The sequence below is a fragment of the Streptomyces sp. NPDC057654 genome (assembly GCF_042800135.1).
Classification (GTDB): domain Bacteria; phylum Actinomycetota; class Actinomycetes; order Streptomycetales; family Streptomycetaceae; genus Streptomyces.
This window is the reverse complement of record NZ_JBHVHQ010001345.1, coordinates 1-1,465: the sequence shown is the minus strand read 5'-3', so window position 1 is coordinate 1,465 and position 1,465 is coordinate 1. Positions and strand designations below refer to the sequence as shown.

The window sequence follows — 1,465 nt, the reverse complement described above, 5'->3', positions numbered from 1 at the left end:
GTTAATACCCCCCGGGGGGTACCCCCGGCTCGGGGGCACCGGGGGCAAACCCGGCGGGGGTGGGGCGCGGGGCCCGCCGCACCCCGGCCGGAGCCGGGGGCGGGACGACGGCGGTCCCCGCGAGGGCGCGGAACCGGGTGAGGACCGGCGCTCGCGTCCGGGCGTCCTTGGAGGTCCGGGAGCCGCTCCGGAGGTCCTTGGCGCCACACGGGTGTCGGTTCGAACGAGCGTCCTCGCCGACACCCCTCAATATGCCGGACCCGTGTTAAATGCGTGCTGCGGGCGCGTGACTCATACGTACCGTTTACGCGAAACAAGCGGCCCCTGTCGGCCTCTTCACCCCTCTCGGCTCATCTCCTCCGACCAGTGAGCTCACGAACGGCTCGCGAGCCACTTCCCGGCCTGCTCCGCGTACTGCGGCGCCCACTGCGGAGTCCAGCGCCGGAAGTAGACGTGCATGTTCAGCGCGTGCAGTACCTGCCCGAGATCGACGCGCCGCTCCCAGTCGCCCGGCATCGGGCACGCCGCGTCGTAGGCCGCGAGGAATGCCGGGCGGCCCTCCCGGAACGCGTCGAAGAGATGCTCGTCGAGCTTGCCGAAGTCGCGGAACCGGTCCCCGTACGTGGCGTGTTCGAAGTCCAGGACGCAGCTGATCCGCCCGTCGCGCACGAGGAAGTTCGGCAGCCACAGGTCGCCGTGGACGAGGGCCGGTACGTTCGCCGAGTCCTCCAGCCCCGCCACGGCGGCGCCGATCGCGGACCGGAGGGCATCGGCGTCGCCGATCAGGGCGAGCTCGGCCCCGGGGAGCAGCGCCTCCACCTCGGCCTCGACCGACTCCTTCAGCGACGAGGCCGCGGCCCCGCCCAGCACATCGCCGAAGTGCGGGCCCCCGATGGCGTGCAGCCGCCCGATGACGTCGCCGAGGTCCTCGACCAGCGCCATCCGCCGGTCGCGGCCGAGGGAGTCCCACACCTCGCCCGCGGCGTCGCCCTCCTCGTACTCCTGGATGAGCAACGGCCCGTCCACGGACGGCTCGTGCTCCACCAGCCGCCGGTACCGCACCACCGGGATGCCGTGGTCCGCCGCGACCTTCGCACTGGCCATGAGCCGCCGCAGATGCCCGGGGTCCGGGGTCCGCTGCGGCACCTTGACCAGCAGCCGGCCCTCATCGGTGTCGGCCACCCACTGCTTGCTCGTGTAGCCCTTGTCGAGCGGGCGGACCGAGGCGACCCGGCTGTCCGGACATTCCCTCGCCAGGATGTCCCGGATCGTGTTCGCGGTAACGGTGGACATGGAGATCACCTGCTGCTTGCTCGGGAAAGACGGGCCGGGACCAACGCCGGAGCGATCTGAAGCCGCTCCTGGATCAGGCCAACGTAGGCCATGGGCGGGGCAGTCACGCCCCATCGGCCCCTTTCCTGGACGAGGCCGGTGCCACCCGAGGCGTTCCCGCACACCGCCACGC

1 protein-coding gene is annotated in these 1,465 nt (G+C 72.0%); it reads right to left on the bottom strand.

What is annotated here, in order from left to right:
* Positions 1 to 372 precede the first annotated feature (372 nt).
* A complete protein-coding gene (locus tag ACFU99_RS43460) occupies positions 373 to 1,293 on the bottom strand; it encodes a phosphotransferase family protein (RefSeq protein ID WP_384404279.1) in 921 nt (306 codons plus the stop codon).
* Positions 1,294 to 1,465: the final 172 nt, after the last annotated feature.

Coding starts and splice junctions, on each gene's coding strand:
- ACFU99_RS43460 (WP_384404279.1), bottom strand. CDS start 1,293: ATGTCCACCGTTACCGCGAACACGATCCGGGACATCCTGGCGAGGGAA.